This window comes from Paramicrobacterium salitolerans (genome assembly GCF_051513965.1).
Lineage (GTDB): Bacteria > Actinomycetota > Actinomycetes > Actinomycetales > Microbacteriaceae > Paramicrobacterium.
Genome location: NZ_CP195847.1, coordinates 1,903,659 through 1,920,671 on the forward strand (window position 1 = coordinate 1,903,659; position 17,013 = coordinate 1,920,671).

The window sequence follows — 17,013 nt, forward strand, 5'->3', positions numbered from 1 at the left end:
TCATTGCGTCGGTGTGTCGATCAGCGATTCGGGTAAGTGCGAAGAGGCAGGGATGCCGCTCGGCGATCGGACTCCGGAATCACACATGCGTCCGGAGGCACCCGATGTCCCTTCCACCGGCTCAGGATCGACTCGTTCAGTTCCTCCCGCACGAGCGCAAAGCAGAAATGGTCGGCCCAGTCCCCATTGATGTGGATGTAGCGACGGCGAAGTCCCTCGTATCTGAACCCAAGCTTCTCAACGACGCGGAGGCTCGCGTGGTTCGACGGCCGAATGCAGATCTCCATGCGGTGCAGGCCCAGACGCTCGAAGCAGTAGTCGGTGACCATCGCGACGCACACCGGGGTGATGTCGCGACCGGCGAAGCGCTCGGCGACCCAGTAGCCGAGCGTCGCCGAAGACACCGACCCGTAGACGATGCCCGACACGTTGAGCTGACCAGCGAATTCACCGTCGTACTCCATGACGAGCGGCAGTGCTGTTCCCTGCCGCCCCTGAGACAGGAGCGAGCGGATACTGCCGCGCACGTCGAACTGCCCGGCGCCGTAGGGGTTCGTCGCCTCCCACATTCTCAGCCAGGTTCGGTTGCCCAGGAGCTCACGCTCGAGTGTCTTCGAGTCCCTCACACGGATCGGACGCAGGCCGATCCGCCCGTCGTGAAGCGTCGGGAGCGGAACCGCCATGGGTCATTCCTCCTGCCGGTGCGCGTGCACCCGCGACGGCTCAGTCGATGTCAGCTGCGAAGTCCTTGAGCCACGGCTTCAGCGCCGGCCCGAGGTCCTCACGATCGAGCGCAAGCTGCACGATCGCCTTGATGTAGTCGAGACGGTCACCCGTGTCATAGCGGCGACCGCGGAAGATGACACCGTACACACCGCCAGCGACGCTGTCGTCTGCAGCCATCTCCTGCAGGGCATCGGTGAGCTGGATCTCGCCGCCCTTGCCCGCGGGCGTCCGCTCGAGGATGTCGAAGACCTCCGGCTTGAGCACGTAGCGCCCGATGATGGCCAGATTGGAGGGAGCATCCTCCTTCGCAGGCTTCTCGACGAGCCCCTTGACCTTGACGACGTCCGGGTCGTCTGTGGGCTCGACGTCGGCGGCGCCGTACAGGTGGATCTGGTCGGGGTCGACCTCCATGAGCGCGATGATCGTCGCGTCGCGCTTCTCCTGCTCGTCGATCATGGTGCTCAGCAGCGGGTCACGCGCGTCGATCAGGTCGTCGCCCAGCAGCACAGCGAACGGTTCGTTGTTCACGTGCGCGCGAGCACGGCCCACCGCGTGACCAAGCCCCTTCGGGTCGCCCTGGCGCAGGTAGTAGATGTCGGCGAGCTCCTGAGACTTGACGACGCGCTCCAGCTTCTTCGTGTCGCCCTTCTTCTGCAGGTTCAGCTCAAGCTCGGTGACCTTGTCGAAGTGGTTGCTGATCGCGTTCTTGTTCCGCCCGATGATCATCAGCACGTCGGTGAGGTCAGCGCTCACCGACTCCTCGACCACATACTGAATCGCCGGCTTGTCGACGACCGGCAGCATTTCCTTCGGCAGCGCCTTGGTGGCAGGAAGGAAGCGAGTGCCAAGACCCGCAGCCGGGATTACCGCTTTTCTCACTCTGGCAGTCATGAGGTCTAGAGTATCGCCCCGGAACGCTCTTGTGGCCTGGTTGACAGGCCCGACACTCCGGCCCCCACCTAGAATGGGGGCATGCCCAGCACCGCAGACTACGAAAAGCGCGCTCTGCGTGCCGAGCTTCGCGAACGCCGACAGAACCTGACGACCACGGAGGTCGAGCAAGCCTCGCAGGGCTTTCTCGCCAACCTGCAGTCTCTCGTCACTGCCATGGGTGCGACCTCGATCTCCTGTTATCTGTCGACGCCGAGCGAGCCGAACACCCGACCGTTCATCAACTGGGCGCTCGAGTCCGGCATCCGCATACTCTTCCCCATCAGCCGTGAAGACGGTTTGCTCGACTGGACGGTAGGTGAGCAGGGCATCGAGAAGACCGGGCTCTGGGGGATGCCCGAGGCCGTCGGCGAGCTGCTCGGTCCGATCGCGATCAACGACGTCGACCTCATCATTGTTCCCGCGTGCGCAGTCGACGAACAGGGAACCCGGTTAGGATGGGGTCGCGGTTATTTCGACAAGACTCTCGGGTCCATGGAGCGGCGTCCGCCCGTGTACGCGATGGTCTTCGACAATGAGGTGCTCCCTGAAGTGCCGAAGGAGCCGCACGACCAGTCCGTCAGCGGGGTCGTGACTCCTCACCGCATCCTGGATCTCTAATTCAGCGAAAGACCATGCCCACCTATTCATACCGTTGCACGCAGTGCGATCACGCCTTCGATATCCACCAGCAGTTCTCTGACGCCTCGCTCACCGAGTGCCCGTCCTGCGGTGGCAAGCTCCGAAAGGTGTTCGGCAGCCTCGGAGTCACGTTCAACGGAAGCGGCTTCTACCGCACAGATTCCCGATCCAGCTCAAAGCCGGTACCCTCTACTTCAGCATCAGACGCTGGAGGAAGCTCCTCCAGCTCATAAGTAAGGGGGAAAACCCGTGATCAAGGGTTTTAAAGAATTCATCATGCGCGGCAACGTCATGGACCTTGCCGTCGCTGTGGTCGTCGGAGCCGCGTTCACCGCGGTCGTGAACGCGATCGTCGAGAACATCTTCGATCCGCTGATCGGGATCCTGTTCAACGCGGAGAGCCTCAACAAAGCGTTCATCGTCGAGGCCGCCGGCGCCCAATTCAAGTTCGGCGCCGTGATCGCGGCCGTCATCACATTCCTGATCGTGGCCGCCGTCGTCTACTTCGTGTTCGTCTTCCCCATGAACAAGCTGCGTGAGAAGGCTGAGGCCCGACGCAACGCCGGAGTTGTGGATGAGGATGCCCCCGTGACGGAGCTTGATCTTCTCACCGAGATCCGCGATCTCCTCCAAAAAGAGCAGCAGAAGTAGCTGTCGCAGTCTCCATCGATGCCGCGCTCGTCTGACGGGCGCGGCATCGTCGTCTCATCCCCAGTGCGGCGGTTTGTCCGCCCGAAGCCGCCTGTCATTGCCCGACGGGTCGTCGCCCCAGCTCTGGTCGGAGTCGCTCACCGGTCGAGCTTTGCCACGCTCCGGCTCCGGATCGCTTCCCGGCACGGCTGGCATCGTCGCACGACGACCCCCACGCGAGCGGACGATCGTGCGAGGTGCTGGATCAGGTCGGTCCTGAAGACTCACCGTTCGAGCCTCGGCTGCGGCGCCGTGTCAATGAGCTCGGCCGCGCGCTCGCTGCCGGGATGCGCGGGCTCGGTCTCCGGGGCGCCAAGGATCGACATGACCTTGCTTGCCACCGCGACAGGGTCACTGAAGAGATCGAAGCCGTGCACGCGAAGGTAGTGCCAGCCGAGACGACGAAGCACTTCCGGCCGCAGACGCAGAGACTCACGAAGTGACTCCGCACCGACCTCGACATCGGACTCGACGATGATCGCTTTGCTCCTGTAGCTCGCCACGAGAGCCAGCTTTCCGCGGTAGCCGATCTCGACCGAGAGACCGTTCCGATAGAGCCGCTCGGCCAGATCGAGCATCATCGGCTCAGCACCGTCAGTGACGGGCGGGCGAGGTGTCCAGCGCGGGGGCTCACGCAGCAGCTGTGCGAGCGCCGCGATGCCGTGCTGCATCCGCTCGGGGTCGATGTCTTCGGGGCGAATGCAGGTCACGATCACCATTGACCGACGTGCCCGTGTCATTCCCACCGCGAGGAGGCGGTCGCCGCCCGGCTCCCCCAGCGTGCCAAACGTCGACAGCACGCGGCCGTGCGGCGTCACGCCGTAGCCGAGCGAGAAGATCACCCGGTCACGGCTCTCCGCAACGGACTGCTCCAGCGTCAGCACGGTGAACGGTTCGGCACGATCCTTGAGGATGAAGTCTGCGAGGTCCTGTCTGCGCGCGAACGCGGCGAGTACGGACTGGTGAACCCGCGTGGCATGCCGCTGGCTCGCGGTGATCACCATGAGCGATTCACGCGGCCGGTTGGTTGCGTGCTCGAGCACCAGGTTGACGACGCGCACGACCTCCGCGTCCACCGATTCCACCGTTCCGGTGTCCGGATCCGGCATCCCATGACCGTTCGACACATAGTCGAGCGTGAGGCTTCCGTGCCCAAGGAAGGAACCGGCCCACGGAAGCGAGTCGATTTCGCCGCCGTAGAAGCGCTGATTCACCAGTTCCGCGAGGTCTTCACCACCCGCGCGATAGCTGCGCGTCAGCGTGAGCCCCGGCAGAAGCCCCGAGAGCCGAGCCATGGCGGAATCGGCGTGGCGAGTTTCGACGTCCTCCGCGAGAGCCGCGTCTGTCGCGGCATCCGACACCGCAGTGTGGAATGGCGTCGGGCTCTGCGTCACGGTGTCTCCGAAGGCGACGACCTGCTTGGCTCGTTTGATCGCACCGACGTTCTCAGCGATCGTGGAAGCGCCGGCATCGACGATGAAGACGGCGTCGAATCGGATGCTGTCGGGAATCTGCGAGACCTCGTAGGGCGACGTGATCCAGATCGGAGACAGCGCGCGGGACAGGTGCGGGGCGGCATCCTCGAGCTCGCGAGGCGTCACCCGCGCGTTGTTCTTCAGCAGAGCGCGAAGTTCGCGCGCCTCTTCAGGCCAGTCCACCAGTCCGATGCGCCAGGTCTCGGCCATCGTCCCCGCGAGCAGCTGCCCGGACGCCGAAGCGTGTGCTTCGTCGACGAGGCGGAAGTCAGACTCGAGGCGATCGATGACCTTCGTATTCGCACCGAGCAGAGCCTTGTCTGCCGCGAGAATGTGCTCGAGAGCAGACTGCCACCAGGCGAGTTCGAGCTCGTCAGCCACACGCTCAGCGGGAACGTGACGATTCGACAGGTCGGTCAGCAGCGGCGTGAGACCCTTCTCACGCAGCTCTGTGATGAGAGTGGTGCGCTCCTGCAGGTTCTCCATGACCGTCGATTCGGCGGCGAGGCCGGACATGACGCGCACGAGCGTCTTGATCGGAAGCGCGGAGAGCTTGCTGTCGCGGTCGGTGCGACCGAGTGGCGCGTCCAGCTGACCGAGGTCGGCCACGATCTTCTGATGCGCGACGTGCACGTCGGCGATGCCGAGAGGAACCTCGGGGTTGATGCCCGCGTCAACGTAGCGCTGAAGCAGAATGCGCTGCTGCTGGATGCGGCGGAGGGCCGCGTTCATGTCAGGCACATGCACGCCCGGGCGCACGTACTCACGAGCGAGCTTCTTCAGGCGACGCCTGTTGCCGCTCGACATGCTCGTCGATTCTCGGCGGCTTCCGGTCGCCGCGATCAAGTCGGTGAGCGAGCGATCGAAAACCGCGGGAACGAACTTGTCCAGCGTCTCCCTGATGTCGAGCATGAGGCGCAGGTAGACGCCCAGCTCGTCGATGCTCTCGAACGGGCGCATGCGCGTCTGGCCGACGAGTTCGTAGGCGCGCTCCAACAGTCGAGGCAGGTCGGTGTGGTTGATGCGCTTCGCAAGTTCGTGAGCCTGCTTCGCCTCCGGAGTCGTGGAGAAGTTCGCTCCGTACCACGGCGAGTCATCAGGACCGTACTGGAACTCGCCCAGCGCGGCGGCCTGCGCCAGCTTCTCAGCGATCTCGTCGCGCCCCGTGGCGAGCTGCGTCAGCGACTCGTAGTCGAGACGCGCGGTCGTCGAGGGCGGTGTCGGCAGGTTCGAGAGCGCTGTCAGGGCGCTGAGCATATCGGAGACCGTCACGCCGAGCGCTGGGTCCTTGTGCGCAAGCGACGAGCGATAGTCGAGAAGAACCTTGCGCAGACGCACGAGTGCGTCGTCCACGTCGGCGACCTTGGGCATTGTGGCCTTCTCGTTGCGCGAGATTGCCTGCACCAGGTCACGGCGGAGCGTCCGCGGGTGTGCTGCGAGACCGCTCAGGCCGACGCCGGTGAGTCGATGACGGATGCCGTCGAGCGTCGACTTCCTCGGGCTGACCACGAGTACGCGCTTATGCGCTGACACGAGGGTGCCGAGCGCGTTCACGATCGTCTGGGTTCCGCCGGTTCCGGGGAGCGTCGAAACGACGACCGACTGGCCTTCCGTGATCTGGGCGATCACGTTCTCCTGCTCGGCGTCTGAGTCCAGCAGCAGCGTGTCTGTCGAGGGGCTGCGCTCATCTGAACCGACAGCGTCGACGAGGTTCGTGCCCGATTCGATCAGTCGTCGGGCGCTCGCGTTGCCGGCGAGGGCATCGAGTACAGGGTGATCGAGGTCGGCTGCGTCGCGGTTCATAGCGGCGCCCACAGCGCAGAAAGACGAGACGATCAGCCGGGGCTGGACCGTGAACCAGTCCAGGTGCGACGTGAGTCCGCGCAGACTGTCGATCACCGGCTGGGGCTTGAACACGCCGTCCGACATCGCGAGCGACTCGAACGATCGAGCATCAAGGTGAATGTCGAACTGCTCGGCGAGCGCGCGCGAGAGTTCCGGGTTGAGCATGATCTGCTCGGTGAGCTTCAGCTCGAAGTCGTTGCCATAGCGACGGATAGCGAGGGGCCGCAGCAGCAGCGGAGCGCAGAAGTTCTCGCCGTGGAAGCGCCAGTGCGCCAGCCCCACGGCGAGGTGGACCGCTTCGAGGCCGCGAACCGTGCGAAGCTCTATGCCCTTCGTCGTGATGCGGTCAGCAGCGACCCGCGCGACCCGCAGCGCGACATCATCGCGCACGAGGTTCGAGAGAAGCGTGGAGTTTCCCGTGATGAACTGCGGCAGGCTTCCGGGATGCGCGGCGCTCAGCTCGATGAGGTGCTGGCGCTCGTCGTCGAAGTGCAGAAGCGGCGAGGTTCCGCCGACCTCGGCAAGCTCGTCGCGCCAACGCCGCCACTCGTCGTCTGCCACGTTCCCCATCTCGACGGTGGGGTCCGCGACCGAGAGGTCCTGCGGACCCGTCAGGTTAGGGGCAAGCTCGAGTGACGGGTTCTCCTCCGACTCTGCTCGCCCGTTCATCTTTTCAAGCCTCCACACAACGCCACACTAAGCGCAAGCGCGCAAAATCAAGGTAATGTCGGCGAGTTTCGTCGACTTTTGTGCATCGTGGGGTGATCCGTCACCCGTCCGGGGGGCCGACATCACTCACGTGCCGCCGCCGTACCGCCGGGACCGCCGCTCACTCCCGCGACGAGATCGAGGCCGCCCACCGGATCGCTGTGCCATTCGACAAGGCTCCAGCCGATGTCAGGCGCGCCTTCCAGCACGATCATGCCCGTGTTGTGCAGCGGGTTCTCCGCGGCGAACTCCGGCGTCGAACCAGTGCGCGCCGCCGCCCAGACCCGCAGCATCTGACCATGCGCAACGAGCGCCACGGTCTCTTCGCCGACTCGAGCGGCTTCGTCGACGACATCGTCGAAGCGACCGATCGCCTCATGTCCGTCTTCACCGCCCGGAACCCGCTCGCTGAGCTTTCCTTCCACCCAAGCGAAAGACGCCCGGTGGTACTCCACGATGGCGTCCCAGTCGCTGCGCATCTCGAGATCGCCCGCGTCGATCTCTCGGATTCCGTCGCGCACTCGGATCTCCTGGTCGAGACGCGTTGCAAGTGGGGTCGCTGTGAGCTGGGCACGAGTCTGACTCGACGCGAACACAGTGCCGATGGACTCCGATGAAAGAGCGGGAGGGATAGCCTCTGCCTGAGAGAAGCCGAGGTCCGTGAGCCCAGGCCCGGGCACGGCCGTGTCGAGTGCGCCGATCACGTTCGAGGGGGTCTGTCCGTGGCGGATCAGCAGAAGTCTCATGGGCTCTCCTCATCGCTCAGGGTCCACAACGATCCTAGGCGTTCGTGCCTGAGGAATCTGTGGGCGCATCAGCGCGTACGACGGTGCCCCTGGAGGGACTCGAACCCCCAACCGTTTGCTTAGGACGCAACTGCTCTTCCATTGAGCTACAGAGGCAAACGCCACACAGTCTATCGCCTCTGCGAAGCTACGCGGCCACCGACGGCGAGAGATACTGCTGCCACTGCGGCAGCACTCCCTCCACGCCACGGACAGCCCACCCAGGGCCGTAAGGCATGCGCGGCGTGATGCGAAGCTGCCAGCCGATCTCGGCAGGAGTCCGATTGCCTTTCGTGCTGTTGCACCTCAGGCAGCACGCGACGAGATTCTCCCAGGAGTCCTCTCCCCCGCGTGAGCGTGGGATGACGTGGTCGATCGTTGTCGCCGATGCCCCGCAGTATCCGCAGGTGTGGAGGTCTCGCTTGAGTACGCCGCGGCGGCTCACGGGGATGCGTCGAGAGTAGGGCACCTTCACATACCGAGTGAGCACGATCACGCTCGGTCTGTCGTAGCGCACGGAGACTCCCCAGACGGGATCGTCCTCGACGATCTCGACCACCGCGGCTTTGCCGCACAGGACGAGCGCGAGGGCTCGGCGGAACGAGACCACGGCGAGCGGCTCGAATCCAGCATTCAGTACCAACGTGCGCATTGCGCTTCCTCTCGAATGGCCGTGACGGCTTCCCGGTAATTCGACACACTGACGCGCTGCGGGAGAGAGGGCCGAAAAACACAGAAGGCACCGCCCTTTGGGCAGTGCCTTTTCGCGGTTGTTCCGCGACGTACGTGATCGACATGGCGACGAGCAGAGAAGTCTCGTATGTCCATGGGATGGACACCGGGTATTCCGCTCATCGTCGCTCTCACCTCCACAGGTGCGTCAGAGACTCAGGTTAACCCACGAACGACACGCCCGGGTAGAAGGGCGCGCCGTTCGGGGTGGAGCAGCACCGGCTATTCACCGATGTTTCATCATCAGATGCGGACGATGTAGTAGTTGCTTGTCCAGATGGGACGGATGCTGACGTGTCCACCTGGCTTCGGAGCATCCAGGATCTGCCCGTTGCCCGCGTAGAACCCGTCGTGTCCGTTCATGATGACCAGGTCGCCCGGCTGAGCCTGCGACAGCGGAATGCGGGTACCGGCCGCAGCCTGCCCGCTCACCCCGTGCGGGAGCGAGATGCCGTACTGCGAGAAGACGTACATGACGAAGCCCGAGCAGTCGAAGCCGGCGGGCGTCGCACCACCGTAGACGTACGGAGTGCCGATGTACTGCTTCGCCGTATTGAACACGGCCGAAAGGCTGTACTCGGTCTGCGGCGGATCGGCGAGGTTGTCCTCTGCGGTCGGACCGGAATAGGAGTCGTACTTCTCGGCGTTGCGCGCACGCTCTTCCTCCGCCGCTGCGGCAGCGGCTGCGGCCTCCGCCGCCGCCTGCTCATCGAGCTCCTCCTGCGAGGTCGCCGAGTACGTGTCACGAGCGACTGCCGAACCCGCGGCGTCCGTGCTGACGGCGAGCTCCTGAGCCCCCGCCATGCGATCGTGCTTCGCGAAGAGCGGGGCGGCCTCACTCGCGGGCGCGAATGAGCCGGGCAGGGCAAACGCGGCGAAGAGCCCAGGGACGACGATCATCATGACGAGCGTCGAGCGCCAGCGCTTCCACACCGACGACCGCTCGGCCTTCGCGGCTGAGGGCGGCGCAGTGCGTGCTGAGCGCCGTACGTGAGGACGTGCAGCAACCGCGGATGTCCGCTTCACAAGATCCGTCGAGGTGGCGATCGACGTCGACGTCGTCGTCATCGAGACGTCGGCCTCACGCTGCCTGCGCTCACGACGAGTGAGCGGCTGGGAATCTGAGGGAGTAGAGCTTTCGGGAGCGATGTCGTTGGGGGTGGTAGGGGCCACGTGTTCCTCCGGCGCCCTTCCAACATGCGTTGCCTCGTCCACTGACGCTGTCTCTGCGTTTCGGCACCGGGGGACGAGATTATGCAGGGCGCCCGGTGTCCGTCCCTCCGCAGCTCAGCGTCGGGACTGACACGACCTTACGGCACGAGACGCGGTTTGTCACGTTTCTGCAACGTTTTGCTCGCAGAATCTCCCGGATGCGTTACTCGGGAATCGTGACGTAGATGTGCGTGGCGACCTCGGTCGGGAGTTCGAGGCCTTCATCCGCTCCATCGATATTGACGACGACGTACGAGCCGTTGAGCGAGAACGTCCCCTCACGCCCCGGAATGACTCCGGCGTTCTTGAGCTGACCGAGAAGCTCCGGCTCAAACTGGGCGGGCTCTGCCAGTCGACGGATGCTCGCACGTCGTGGTTCCTTGGCGTCACGCACGAGCGTCACAAGGTTGATGACACCGTGGGAGAAGGCCACGCTCGCGCTCTCGCCGAACTCGTCGAGCCCAGGAATCGGCGTGCCGTAGGGAGACTCGGTCGGGTGATCCAGCATCGCGAGGAGCTTGCGCTCGACCTGCTCGCTCATGACGTGCTCCCAACGACAGGCCTCTTCGTGGACGTACTCCCATTCGAGACCGATGACGTCATTCAGGAGACGCTCGGCAAGGCGGTGCTTGCGCATGACGTGCACAGCCTTGCGGCGACCGTCATCCGTCAGCTCGAGGTGACGATCGTCGGAGACGACGACAAGACCGTCGCGCTCCATACGACCGACGGTCTGGGAAACGGTCGGACCGGAATGCCCGAGGCGCTCGGAAATGCGCGCGCGAAGGGGCACGATGCCCTCTTCTTCGAGTTCGAGGATCGTACGCAAATACATTTCTGTCGTATCGATCAGGTCGGTCATCGACGCCTCCCCTGGCTCAGCTCCTGTGACCTGCTAAGCCTACCGGGAAACACCCCGAAGTCTTGAATCCGTCAAATAAACAAGTGCTGTGTCGCTGCACGCATAGAATCGGTTCATGCCAGAGATCGAGATTCCCTCAGCCCTCCTGCCCGCCGACGGTCGATTCGGGTGCGGTCCCTCCAAGGTCCGCGCCGAACAGATCTCCTCGCTCGCGGCCGTCGGAGAGAGTCTTCTCGGCACGTCGCACCGCAAGGCCCCCGTCAAGAATCTCGTGGGAAGCGTGCGCGAACAGGTCGCGCAGCTGTTCACGATTCCGGAGGGCTATGAAGTCATCCTGGGCAACGGCGGTTCGACGGCTTTTTGGGATGCCGCAGCATTCGGCCTCATCGAGAAGCGCGCACAGAACCTGGTGTTCGGAGAGTTCGGCGGCAAGTTCGCGAAGGCCGCCGCCGCACCGTGGCTCGAAGCACCGGATGTCCGTAAAGCGGAGCCTGGCGCTCGTTCCGAGAGCGCTCCGGTCGAGGGCGTCGACGTCTACGCGTGGCCCCACAATGAGACCTCGACGGGTGTCATGGCTCCCGTGACTCGAGTCACCGGGGATGCCGGTGCCCTGACCGTCGTCGACGCGACGAGCGGTGCAGGCGGACTCGCCGTTAATGCCTCGCAGGCGGACGTCTACTACTTCGCGCCTCAGAAGAACTTCGCGTCCGATGGCGGCCTCTGGATCGCCCTCTTCTCCCCCGCGGCTCTCGAGCGCGTCGAGCGGATCGCCGCCTCGGAGCGCTACATTCCCGAGTTCCTCAGTCTGAAGAACGCGGTGGACAACTCACGACTGAACCAGACCCTGAATACGCCGGCGATCACGACGCTGCACCTCCTGGACAGCCAGCTGCGGTGGATCAACGGGAACGGCGGTCTCGATTGGGCCGCCGAGCGCACGGCGGAGTCGTCATCGGCGCTGTACGAGTGGGCGGAGTCGGTCGACTACGCACGTCCGTTCGTCACAAACCCGGAAGACCGGTCGAACGTTGTCGTCACGATCGACTTCGACGACAGTGTGGATGCCGCGGCCGTCGCCGCCGCTCTGCGCAGCAACGGCGTTGTGGACACCGAGCCGTATCGCAAGCTCGGCCGCAACCAGCTGCGCATCGCGACGTTCGTCGCCATCGAGCCGGCAGACGTGCGCAAGCTGATCTCGTCGATTGAGTACGTCGTCGACGCGCTCTGATCACGTGTGCCGGCGCTCAGGCGCCGGCACACTAGCTCCGGCGCCTGCCGCGCGAGCGGCGACGGCCCTGAGATCCTCGACGGCCCCTGCGGCGTCGACCACTGCGGCTGCCATTGCGCGAGGAACGGTTCGAATCGTCCTCATCGGAGTCGTCGGAGTCCTCGGATTCGTCGGAGTCGCTCGACTCATCGTCTGAGTCGTCCGCATCGTCTTCGTTGCGATGGGATGCCTCGTCCAGCTCGTCGACATCCACGCCATCGAGGTCTCCCGCGTGGAGAAGCGAGTCATCGTCCTCGTCATCATCGGACTCATCGTCTTCTTCGGCCTCCGCCGCTTCGCGAGCGGCCTCCTCTTGCTGCGCTCGGTACTCTGCGAGGCGTTCTGACCAGGGCACCCAGTCAGGGGCGAGAAGCGCCGAGTCTCCCGGCATCAGCTCTGTCTCGACGACCGTGGGCTCGCCGTCCTCGACTCGGGCGAGTGTCACCGTCCACAGCCACCCCGGATAGCCGTCGAGCCTATTCTCGAAGAGCAGCGAGAGAACGTGCTCCTGCTCGACCTTGTGCCCGGCGAAGTCGCCGATGGTGTCAGCGGTCGTCCCCTCGAGCAGAGCCTCACGCGCGAGATCGACGGCAGCGAGAAGCACAGGATCGGGTTCAGTCGGTGTCTCCGGCTCCGTGCTCTCCGGCGCCGTGCTCTCCGGATCAGGAGCGTCTCCCTCCGCGGGCTGCGGCGCGTCCTTCGATGATGCGTCTTCGACGGGCGTCGTCGGCTTGTCGGCATCCGTCACTGCGTCGTGGCCCTCACGAACAGTGGCGTCGGTAGTTTCGGACTTCGTCGGGTCGTTGTTCTCAGGCATCGAGTTCGTCTGCAACGCGGCGCAGCACGGCCGCGACCTTTCGTGAGTGCGAGTTGTCGGGGTAGTGCCCCTTGCGCAAGCTGCTGCTGACGCCGTCGAGGAGCGACATGAGGTCCTCGACGATGACGATCATGTCGTCCGCCGGCTTGCGGTTCATGCGCACGACGCTGTGGGGCTGCTCGAGCACGCGCACAGAGAGCGCCTGCACGCCCTTCCTCCCCTGAGCGACGCCGAACTCGAGCCGGGTGCCGCCACGAAGCGACGTGACGCCGGCGGGCAGCGCGGAGGCGTGCAGGAACACCTGCTCACCGTCATCGCTTGTGATGAAGCCGAAGCCTTTGTCCTCATCGTAGAACTTGACCTTGCCGGTAGGCATGGAGAACCTCACTGGGGGAAGAGGCGCTGTAGCGCCTGGATCGTGCGTCGACGGGGCGTCCGTCGGCGGGCGGAATCATTCCGCCTTCCCCTATCGTATTCGGTGCGCGGGGCCCGGGGCCTATCCTTGACATGTGGCTTCATCCCGTTCCGACTCATCGACCGGCGCCCTCGAGCGCTTTCTTGCCTACGCGCTTCTCGTGATCGTGATCATCTCGGTCGGCTGTTTCTTCGCCATCATGATCGGCACGTGGAGCGGCATGGTCCAGGAGGACTTCGGATCAGGAGTCTGGCCGGCCGTCGCGATGGCGCCGTACATCGGTCTGCCGCTCGCGATGCTCATGCTCATCGTGCTGCTGATCGTGGGCGGGGTGCGTCGCGGCAGGGCCGCGCGCGGCGAGTGATGCTGGGGCATCCATGACCGACGCACTGATCGTCGCCACTCACCTGCGCTCCCTTTCCGACGACGAGCTGGAGCGACTGCTGACAGCGCGCGGAATCGATGATGATGCGCGACTCGGCGATTTCTTCGACGTCGCCGAGCGTCTTCTCGAGCGTCAGCGGCTGTCAAAGGCGCTCGAGCAGTGCGACAGACGGATGCTGCTGAGCCTCTCGGCTGCCGCGGAGATCGGGGCCTCCCACTCCGAGGAGGAGCTCGTGGCTCACGTCCTCGCGTTCGGCAACGGGGAGGACGTCGCCCAGGAGGCTGCGGACGGCGCAGCGCGTGCGGAGCGCCTCGCTCTCATCGTTCGCGACGAGCGCATCCGACCTCTCAGCGCCGTCGCCGACGCACTCGATGAACTTCACGGCAGCGGACTCCCGAGTGCTCGACAGCTCGCAGACCACCCGCCGACGACGCTGTGCGCGGTCGAGGATGCGTCCGGCACCGAGGCGATCTCCGGGGAACGAGCCTTCCTCACCACGACGATGGTGGGTGAGCTCATCACCCAGACGCTCCGCGCACCGGCGCGGGAGCTCGGCCGAGGCGGTCTGGCTCTTCCGGACGCTCGACGCCTCGCCTCCGTCAGCGGAGCCGAGCTTGACGAGATCGAGCCGCTCCTGGCGATCGCGGCGGCCGCCGGGCTTCTCACGCTTCACGAGCGCCAGTGGTCCCCCACTCCGCACGGTGTGACGTGGATGGACCAGCCGACTGTCGTACGCTGGCGCACTCTCGCAGAGGCGTGGCTGGAAAGCATCCCCACCGGTCTTCGTCCCCTGATCAGCGTCTCGCCGTCTGCGCAGTGGAGCGCGTCGCTTCGGCAGCGGGTTGCATGGACGTTCCCCCTCGGAGGTGGAGGCGTCACAGATTCGGTCGGCAGCATCGTGCGCCATGCCGACCTGCTCGGGATCACCGCTCGCGACCGCCTGTCGACCTCCGGCCGGGAGCTGCTCGCCGGTGTCCCGGAGGCCGCAGAGGCGAGCATCCGTGACGTGCTTCCGCACGAGGTCTCGCAGGTGTACGTGCAGGACGATCTGAGCGTCATCTCCCCGGGCCCGCTCACTCCGGCGCGAGACACACGGCTGCGTGGAATGGCGGAGGTCGAGTCGCGCTCACAGGCATCCACCTACCGTTTCACCCGCTCGAGCATCGACCGCGCGCTCAGCACGGGTGAGGATGCCGCAAGCATCCGCGCATTTCTCGACGATGTCTCGCTCACCGGCATCCCGCAGCCGCTCAGCTATCTGATCGACGACGTGGCCGCTCAGCACGGCCTCGTTCGGGTCAGCGCCTCCGCGAGCGCTCCGGGTGCGCACAGCAGCATCATCTCGACAGACCACGACCTTCTGGACACACTCGCGGTCGACCAGACGCTCGCCACGCTCGGACTTCGGCGCACGGAACCTGGCCGTCTCGAGAGCCGTTTCGCACGCGACGTCGTCTTCTGGGCGCTGCACGATGCTCGCTACCCGGCCTCCGCGGTCGATGACGACGGCGCCCTCGTCCCCGTCCTGCGCTCACACGTCGTCTCTCCGGCCGCTCCGCCGCGCGCGGATCTGCGCCCGCTCATCGCGAGACTGCGGCAGTCCAGCACAGCGAACGCCGATGAACCCGACGCTGCATGGCTCGCCCGTCAGCTCGAGCTCGCGGTGCGCAACCGACGGGCCGTCCGCGTCACGGTCGCGATGCCGGGCGGACGCAGCGTCGACCTGGTGCTCGAGCCCACGGGTCTTGCGGGCGGAAGGCTGCGCGGCCGCGACCACAGCGCTGACGTCGAGAGGACGCTTCCTCTGTCGAGCATCACAGCGGTCTCCCCCGTGGAATCCTGACCCAGACTCTCAGGAGCGCGGGGTACGCTGGAACGCTATGTCAGACGGCCCTCTCATCGTTCAAAGCGACCGCACCGTGCTGCTCGAAGTGGCGCATCCGCTCGCGGAAGATGCCCGCCACGCGCTCGCGATCTTCGCCGAGCTTGAACGCGCTCCCGAGCACATCCACACGTACCGAATCACGCGACTCGGGCTCTGGAACGCACGAGCAGCCGGTCACGAAGCCGACGACATGCTCCAGACGTTGGAGCGCTACTCGAAGTTCCCGGTGCCTCAGACCGTCGCTACCGATATCTCAGACACGGTGTCACGCTACGGTCGGCTGGTCATCGAGCGCGACGACGACGACCAGCTGATCCTTTCGTCGGAGGATGCCGCGGTGCTCACCGAGGTCGCTCGAGCCAAGCGCGTCAGTCCGCTGCTCATCGGGCACCCGACCGAGACCACCTATCTCATCGAGCCGTGGGCCCGCGGCCAGGTCAAGCAGGAGCTCGTGAAGCTCGGCTGGCCGGCGGAGGATCTCGCAGGCTACACGCCCGGAGCTCCGTTCGACATCGACCTCGTCGAGGAGGGCTGGGGCCTTCGCGACTATCAGAACAAGGCGATCGACAACTTCTTCGACGGCGGCTCGGGCGTCATCGTGCTCCCCTGTGGCGCAGGAAAGACGCTCGTCGGAGCCGGCGCGATGGCACGCGCCGACACCACGACGCTGATCCTCGTGACCAACACCGTGTCAGCACGGCAGTGGCGTGACGAGCTGCTGCGCCGCACCAGCCTCAGCGAGGACGATATCGGGGAGTATTCGGGAGAGGTCAAAGAGGTCAAGCCGGTCACGATCGCGACCTACCAGATTCTCACCTCTCGCCGGAAGGGCGAGTACGCGCACCTCTCGCTCCTCGACGCTCTCGACTGGGGGCTGGTCGTGTACGACGAGGTGCACCTGCTGCCGGCGCCGGTCTTCAAGCTGACGGCCGATCTGCAGGCGAGGCGCCGTCTCGGTCTCACGGCGACGCTTGTCCGCGAGGACGGCCGCGCCGGCGACGTCTTCAGTCTCATCGGGCCGAAGCGGTTCGATGCACCGTGGAAGGACATCGAGTCGCAGGGCTACATCTCACCGGCCGAGTGCTTCGAGGTCCGCGTGGATATGCCGAAGGCCGACCGCATGGAGTACGCGGCGTCAGCGGACAACGAGCGGTATCGCATCGCCGCGACGACGCCCGCGAAGATCAGCATCGTCAAGCGGCTCATCGACCGCCACAAGGATGAACGCATCCTCGTGATCGGGCAGTATCTGGACCAGCTCAACGAGCTCTCCGATGTCCTCGGTGCTCCGAAGCTGACCGGTGAGACTCCCAACGATGAGCGGGAACGTCTGTATCAGGCGTTCCGCGATGGCACGGAGCCTGTTCTCGTCGTGTCGAAGGTCGCGAACTTCTCCGTCGATCTGCCGGAGGCGACAGTCGCGATCCAGGTGTCCGGCTCATTCGGCTCCCGTCAGGAAGAGGCCCAGCGCTTGGGGCGTCTGCTCCGGCCGAAGACATCCGGTCTCACTGCGAACTTCTACACGCTCGTCGCACGCGACACGCTCGACCAAGACTTCGCGCAGAACCGCCAGCGCTTCCTCTCCGAGCAGGGCTACAGTTACACGATCCTCGACTCCGCGTCGATCGCGGCGTAGG

Annotated in this window: 17 protein-coding genes and 1 tRNA gene; 7 read left to right on the forward strand and 11 right to left on the reverse strand. The window is 65.2% G+C overall.

Annotated features, from left to right (window positions below; translation table 11 throughout):
* Window positions 1–20: 20 nt before the first annotated feature.
* Window positions 21–683, reverse strand: a complete 663-nt coding sequence (locus ACSAGD_RS09085) for a GNAT family N-acetyltransferase (RefSeq protein WP_437582403.1) — start codon at window positions 681–683, stop codon at window positions 21–23.
* 40 nt (window positions 684–723) lie between these two features.
* Entirely contained in the window at window positions 724–1,617 is an 894-nt protein-coding gene (galU, locus tag ACSAGD_RS09090) for a UTP--glucose-1-phosphate uridylyltransferase GalU (RefSeq protein ID WP_437582404.1), read from the reverse strand.
* Between the two features lie 81 nt (window positions 1,618–1,698).
* On the opposite strand from galU, the gene ACSAGD_RS09095 reads away from it, so the two are divergent.
* The 3 genes from ACSAGD_RS09095 to mscL are packed head-to-tail and all read left to right on the forward strand — an operon-like array spanning window position 1,699 to window position 2,949.
* Window positions 1,699–2,277, forward strand: a complete 579-nt coding sequence (locus ACSAGD_RS09095; RefSeq protein ID WP_437582405.1) for a 5-formyltetrahydrofolate cyclo-ligase — start codon at window positions 1,699–1,701, stop codon at window positions 2,275–2,277.
* 14 nt (window positions 2,278–2,291) lie between these two features.
* Window positions 2,292–2,531, forward strand: coding sequence for an FmdB family zinc ribbon protein (locus ACSAGD_RS09100; RefSeq protein WP_437582406.1), 240 nt, complete (start codon window positions 2,292–2,294; stop codon window positions 2,529–2,531).
* Window positions 2,532–2,574: 43 nt separating this feature from the next.
* A complete protein-coding gene (gene mscL / locus ACSAGD_RS09105) occupies window positions 2,575–2,949 on the forward strand; it encodes a large conductance mechanosensitive channel protein MscL (RefSeq protein ID WP_437582407.1) in 375 nt (124 codons plus the stop codon).
* A gap of 54 nt (window positions 2,950–3,003) precedes the next feature.
* Here mscL and ACSAGD_RS09110 read toward each other — a convergent pair whose 3' ends face one another.
* From ACSAGD_RS09110 to ACSAGD_RS09140, 7 genes are all read right to left on the reverse strand, one after another.
* Window positions 3,004–3,216, reverse strand: a complete 213-nt coding sequence (locus ACSAGD_RS09110) for a hypothetical protein (protein ID WP_437582408.1) — start codon at window positions 3,214–3,216, stop codon at window positions 3,004–3,006.
* Window positions 3,213–6,977 carry an AAA family ATPase gene (locus tag ACSAGD_RS09115; protein ID WP_437582409.1) on the reverse strand — a complete coding sequence of 1,255 codons (3,765 nt, stop codon included), beginning with the start codon at window positions 6,975–6,977 and terminating at the stop codon, window positions 3,213–3,215. The genes ACSAGD_RS09110 and ACSAGD_RS09115 overlap by 4 nt, the downstream gene beginning before the upstream one ends.
* Window positions 6,978–7,099: 122 nt before the next feature.
* Entirely contained in the window at window positions 7,100–7,762 is a 663-nt protein-coding gene (locus tag ACSAGD_RS09120) for a histidine phosphatase family protein (RefSeq protein WP_437582410.1), read from the reverse strand.
* 84 nt (window positions 7,763–7,846) lie between these two features.
* A tRNA-Arg gene (locus ACSAGD_RS09125) sits at window positions 7,847–7,918 on the reverse strand.
* A gap of 31 nt (window positions 7,919–7,949) precedes the next feature.
* Window positions 7,950–8,453 (reverse strand): HNH endonuclease, encoded by a 504-nt coding sequence (locus ACSAGD_RS09130; RefSeq protein ID WP_437582411.1) that lies wholly within the window; start codon window positions 8,451–8,453, stop codon window positions 7,950–7,952.
* Window positions 8,454–8,776: 323 nt separating this feature from the next.
* Window positions 8,777–9,706 carry a C40 family peptidase gene (locus ACSAGD_RS09135; protein WP_437582412.1) on the reverse strand — a complete coding sequence of 310 codons (930 nt, stop codon included), beginning with the start codon at window positions 9,704–9,706 and terminating at the stop codon, window positions 8,777–8,779.
* 202 nt (window positions 9,707–9,908) lie between these two features.
* A complete protein-coding gene (locus ACSAGD_RS09140; protein WP_437582413.1) occupies window positions 9,909–10,607 on the reverse strand; it encodes a metal-dependent transcriptional regulator in 699 nt (232 codons plus the stop codon).
* Between the two features lie 115 nt (window positions 10,608–10,722).
* Between ACSAGD_RS09140 and serC the strand changes: the two genes are divergently transcribed.
* Window positions 10,723–11,835 (forward strand): phosphoserine transaminase, encoded by a 1,113-nt coding sequence (gene serC / locus ACSAGD_RS09145; RefSeq protein WP_437582414.1) that lies wholly within the window; start codon window positions 10,723–10,725, stop codon window positions 11,833–11,835.
* 31 nt (window positions 11,836–11,866) lie between these two features.
* On the opposite strand, the gene ACSAGD_RS09150 is transcribed toward serC, so the two are convergent.
* Complete coding sequence (locus ACSAGD_RS09150; RefSeq protein ID WP_437582415.1) at window positions 11,867–12,691, reverse strand: DUF3027 domain-containing protein; 825 nt, start codon at window positions 12,689–12,691, stop codon at window positions 11,867–11,869.
* Window positions 12,684–13,067: a cold-shock protein gene (locus tag ACSAGD_RS09155; protein WP_437582416.1), complete on the reverse strand. Its 384-nt coding sequence runs from the start codon at window positions 13,065–13,067 to the stop codon at window positions 12,684–12,686. The genes ACSAGD_RS09150 and ACSAGD_RS09155 overlap by 8 nt, the downstream gene beginning before the upstream one ends.
* A gap of 133 nt (window positions 13,068–13,200) precedes the next feature.
* Here ACSAGD_RS09155 and ACSAGD_RS09160 point away from each other — a divergent pair, with 133 nt between their 5' ends.
* Genes ACSAGD_RS09160 through ACSAGD_RS09170 form a run of 3 tightly spaced genes read left to right on the forward strand, consistent with a single transcriptional unit; the run spans window position 13,201 to window position 17,012 of the window.
* The gene (locus ACSAGD_RS09160) at window positions 13,201–13,470 is read left to right on the forward strand and encodes a multidrug ABC transporter ATPase (RefSeq protein WP_437582417.1); all 270 of its coding nucleotides are present in this window, start codon (window positions 13,201–13,203) and stop codon (window positions 13,468–13,470) included.
* A 13-nt stretch (window positions 13,471–13,483) separates the two neighbouring features.
* Entirely contained in the window at window positions 13,484–15,334 is a 1,851-nt protein-coding gene (locus ACSAGD_RS09165; RefSeq protein WP_437582418.1) for a helicase-associated domain-containing protein, read from the forward strand.
* Window positions 15,335–15,371: 37 nt separating this feature from the next.
* A complete protein-coding gene (locus ACSAGD_RS09170) occupies window positions 15,372–17,012 on the forward strand; it encodes a DNA repair helicase XPB (RefSeq protein WP_437582419.1) in 1,641 nt (546 codons plus the stop codon).
* Window position 17,013: the final 1 nt, after the last annotated feature.

Excerpts from the sequence above, each read along its gene's own strand:
- ACSAGD_RS09155 (WP_437582416.1), bottom strand. The coding sequence starts at position 13,067 with ATGCCTACCGGCAAGGTCAAGTTCTACGATGAGGACAAAGGCTTCGGC.
- ACSAGD_RS09150 (WP_437582415.1), bottom strand. The coding sequence starts at position 12,691 with ATGCCTGAGAACAACGACCCGACGAAGTCCGAAACTACCGACGCCACT.
- ACSAGD_RS09120 (WP_437582410.1), bottom strand. The coding sequence starts at position 7,762 with ATGAGACTTCTGCTGATCCGCCACGGACAGACCCCCTCGAACGTGATC.
- ACSAGD_RS09165 (WP_437582418.1), top strand. The coding sequence starts at position 13,484 with ATGACCGACGCACTGATCGTCGCCACTCACCTGCGCTCCCTTTCCGAC.
- ACSAGD_RS09095 (WP_437582405.1), top strand. The coding sequence starts at position 1,699 with ATGCCCAGCACCGCAGACTACGAAAAGCGCGCTCTGCGTGCCGAGCTT.
- ACSAGD_RS09115 (WP_437582409.1), bottom strand. The coding sequence starts at position 6,977 with ATGAACGGGCGAGCAGAGTCGGAGGAGAACCCGTCACTCGAGCTTGCC.
- ACSAGD_RS09130 (WP_437582411.1), bottom strand. The coding sequence starts at position 8,453 with ATGCGCACGTTGGTACTGAATGCTGGATTCGAGCCGCTCGCCGTGGTC.
- ACSAGD_RS09140 (WP_437582413.1), bottom strand. The coding sequence starts at position 10,607 with ATGACCGACCTGATCGATACGACAGAAATGTATTTGCGTACGATCCTC.
- mscL (WP_437582407.1), top strand. The coding sequence starts at position 2,575 with ATGCGCGGCAACGTCATGGACCTTGCCGTCGCTGTGGTCGTCGGAGCC.
- serC (WP_437582414.1), top strand. The coding sequence starts at position 10,723 with ATGCCAGAGATCGAGATTCCCTCAGCCCTCCTGCCCGCCGACGGTCGA.
- galU (WP_437582404.1), bottom strand. The coding sequence starts at position 1,617 with ATGACTGCCAGAGTGAGAAAAGCGGTAATCCCGGCTGCGGGTCTTGGC.
- ACSAGD_RS09085 (WP_437582403.1), bottom strand. The coding sequence starts at position 683 with ATGGCGGTTCCGCTCCCGACGCTTCACGACGGGCGGATCGGCCTGCGT.
- ACSAGD_RS09170 (WP_437582419.1), top strand. The coding sequence starts at position 15,372 with ATGTCAGACGGCCCTCTCATCGTTCAAAGCGACCGCACCGTGCTGCTC.
- ACSAGD_RS09100 (WP_437582406.1), top strand. The coding sequence starts at position 2,292 with ATGCCCACCTATTCATACCGTTGCACGCAGTGCGATCACGCCTTCGAT.